Here is a 3615-nt window from a genome sequence, read left to right on the forward strand (position 1 = left end):
GCCCGGGCCCCGCCGATCGGCGACGGCGCGGTGTCGGCGACCTCGGCCAGTGAGCCGCCGCGGATCCACTCCGACACCACGAGGCCGCCGGTGGCGGTCCGGGCGACGTCGAGCACCCGCGCCACACCGGGCATGTCCACGCGGCCGAGCCGTTGGGTGCGGGTCAGGATCTCCTGCACCTGGTGATCGGGCATCCGGCCGTCGGGGTCGACGAAGGTGAGGGCCACCTGACGGTCCAGCGCGGTGTCGAGCGCCTGCCAGAACTTCAGGTTCGGCGGTCCGCCGTGCGAGACCAGCAGCCGGTAGCGGCCGCCGGCGACGGTGGCGCCGGGGATGAGGTGGACGTCCTCGGCGGCCAAGGCCGTCTCGATGGGTGGTTCGCGCGGTGATTCGAACGCCAGCGGTTCACGGGTCGGGTCGCCGCCGTAGTCGCCCGGTGGGCGGCGGCGGGCCTCGGGTGCGGGCGCCTGTTCGGTGGGTTGGTCGGGGACGACGTCGGGCTGGAAGTCGTCTGCCGCCGGCCGAGCCGGTGAATCGGACCCTGCCGGCCGAGCCGGTGAATCGGATCCCGCCGGCCGAGCCGGTGAATCGGACCCTGCCGGCGGGGAACCGTTTGCGGGCTTGTCGTTCACCGCGGATCCTCTCCCCCTCCAGTCGTCGGCGACCTCGGCCGAAGATTCGCGCTGCGCCGAGTGGGCTCGGTGATCTCGGTCCGGCGGCGAATTCCTGTGATCAGGGTACGTGAGTGAACGCTGAGGTTGGGCATGGACGGACGGTATGGCCTGCGCGTCGGGTGCGGCCCGGCGCGAACCCAGCCGCCGGCGCAGCAACGCGACGGCGGCCTGCGCCTCGGGGACCCGGGCCGCCAGCAGCACCCCGACGATGACCGGGACCATGACCGCGCACAGCGCGGTGAGCCGCAGCAGCGACCCCGCACCGCCCCAGCGTTCGGTCAGCTCCTCCAGCCCGAGCAGCTGGTCGATCACGTGCGCGAGCAGTCCGGCGGCCAGCGAGGCGGTGATGGTGACCAGGATGGTGCGGACCACATCGAGGCGGATCAACTGGCCGCCGGGGGGATTCAGCCGCCTGCGCAGCAGGTAGTAGCCGACGGTGGCGCCGGCCAGGAATCCGAGCCCGTTGGCCAGGCCCAGGTAGCCGGCCACCAGATCCGGGTCGTCGGTCAGGTGCGGGGCGGCCAGCGACGCGGCGATCTTCACCGTGGTGATGACGATGATCAGCACGATCGGTGTCCACGGCTCCTCGCGGGCGTAGAACACCCGCAGCTGCAGCAGCACCATCGCGTAGGGGATCAGGGTGAACGCCGACAGCGTGATCGCCATGCCGAGGTAGCCGGCGTCGACCGAGCCGAAGTTGCCGTACGCGAACAGCGCGGTGCCGATCGCCGGACCGCCGACGGTCATGATCGCCACGATCGGGATCAACGTCACCATGGTCAGCCGGGTGGCCAGCGACAGGTCGGCGAGCACCGCGGGACCGTCGTCGGCGGCCGCGTTGCGGGACAGCCGCGGCATCACCACCGTGAGCACGGTGACCCCGATGATGCCGAACGGCAGCATCAGCACCAGCCAGGTGTAGTTGTAGATGGCCGGCCCCGATGCGGCTGCGCCACTGGCGATCTGGTTGCCGACGATCAGGCCGACCTGACTGATCAGCACGTACAGCACCATGGCCAGGGCCATCATGCCGAACCGCTTGAGCCGGTCGTCGATGCCCCACAACGGGCGCAGGCCGACCTTCTCCCGCCGGATCGCGATGAACAACACGGCGCTCTGGGCCACCACCCCGAGGGTGGTGCCGATGCCCAGCACGAGCAGCTTGGCGTTGCCCATCTCGACCGGGTCGATCGACAGTTCGCCCGGCACCAGGACGTAGAGCACCAGCGTCAGGATCGCCACGACGTTGTTGACCACCGGGGCCCACGCCGGCGGCCCGAACACGTTGCGGGTGTTCAGGATCGCCATGAACACCGAGGACAACCCGTAGAAGATGATCTGCGGCAGCAGCAGGTAGGCGAAGGCGGTGGTCAGCGGGCGGTTGACCAGCGGGTCGGAGCCCAGCATCAGATCCACCAGCAGCGGGGCGGCCAGTGTCGAGACCAGGGTCACCACCAGCAGCAGGGTGGTCGCCAGGGTGAGCAGCCGGCGGATGAAAGCCGTTCCGCCGTCGGGGTCGTCGCGTTCGGCGCGGGCGAGCACCGGCACGAAGATGGCGGTGAAGGTGGCTTCCAGAACCAGTGCGGCGATCAGGTTGGGCAGCTGGTTGGCCACGGTGAAGGCACTGGACAGCGCCGCACCCAGGATCGCGGCGAGCAGCACGATGCGCAGGAATCCGGTCAGCCGGGACACCAGGGTGGCTACCGCCATGCCCCAGGAGCGCGAGACGACGGCCGAGTCGGACAGTTCGGGTCGGGTGCGCGAGGTGGGCTCACTCACCGGGGCCGCCGCTGGCCGTCGGCGCGCGCCGGGTGGTCGGGTCACCGGTCTGGTCGCGGCCGGCGGGGTCGTCCCAGGCCAGCGCCACCTCGATCGGGTCGGGGCGGGTCGGGTCGGCTTCCAGGTCGGCGGGGTCGGGTTGGCCGCGGAAGCGGTGCCACAGCCGCCTGCCCACCAGCAGGAACAACACCGCACCGCCGGTCAGCGTGATGATGAACAGCACCTTGCCGTAGGCGTTGGAGTGCACCGACAGGCGGACCGGCTGCCCGAGGGGCAGCCCGTCGGCGGTGCGCAACGCGACGTCGACGGCGACGCGCTGGGTGAAGTGCACCTCGATCGGCACCTTCAGCGGCAGAAAGCCCGGCGGCAGCACGATCTCGCCCATGTCGGTCACCGTCATGCCGGGCGGGGCGTCGATGTCGAGGCGCACCCGGATGGGCACCGGCAGGTCGTTGCGCAGCGCCAGCGGCAGCGGACTGCGCTCGGTGGCCAGCGTGTAGGAGCCACTCGGATTGACGATGGTGACGGCGTTGAAGAGGTCTTCGACGGTGCGGCCGACGGTGGTGAGCCGCTGCTGGGCCAGGCCGTTGCGGGCATCGGGGGGCACCGACAGGCTCAGCGCGCGCAGCAGATCCTCACGCAGGGGGGCGGTGTAGCCGTAACCGGTCAGCCCGGTGCGCTCGTCGGTGCTCAGCGCCCCGGTCAGGCCCCACAGCCGGCCGGTCACCGAGGCGATACCGGAGACCACGCCGTCGTCGAAGCGCCCGCGCGGGTTGCCCTGCGGGCCCTCGGGCAGCGGGGTCAGTTCGGGCACCGCGGCGGCATCGGCGATCACCGCGGTCAGCGGGCGCGCCACCGCGAGCCCGGCGCGGATGCTGCTGGCCACCGCGGTCAGGATCGACTGGGCGTCCTGCGGGCTCAGATTCCACATCAGCGGCGGCATCAGAATCTGTTCGCGCGGCACCAGATCGGGGTCGAGGCTGCGCCACAGCACCGAGCCGAGCGCATCCTGGCGGCGGGCCACCGCGGAATCCTGTTTGAGCGGGATGTCCAGGGACGGTTCCAGATAGGTGGGGGTCTCCGGGGTGCGGCCGGCGCCGGCCAGCGCCGCGCCCACCGCGGGGTCGAACAACGCCGCGGCGACACCGGGGGTGTAGCGCAC

2 protein-coding genes are annotated in these 3615 nt (G+C 71.5%); both read right to left on the bottom strand.

What is annotated here, in order from left to right:
* A partial coding sequence (gene murJ, locus ACXAID_RS27430) for a murein biosynthesis integral membrane protein MurJ (RefSeq protein ID WP_475025325.1) occupies positions 1 to 2384 on the bottom strand: 2384 nt, incomplete at its 3' end.
* Positions 2385 to 2445: 61 nt separating this feature from the next.
* On the bottom strand, positions 2446 to 3615 hold a 1170-nt coding region (locus ACXAID_RS27435; protein ID WP_475025324.1), incomplete at its 5' end, for a DUF6049 family protein.

The sequence above is a fragment of the Mycobacterium sp. ABE4_509 genome, from assembly GCF_056160785.1.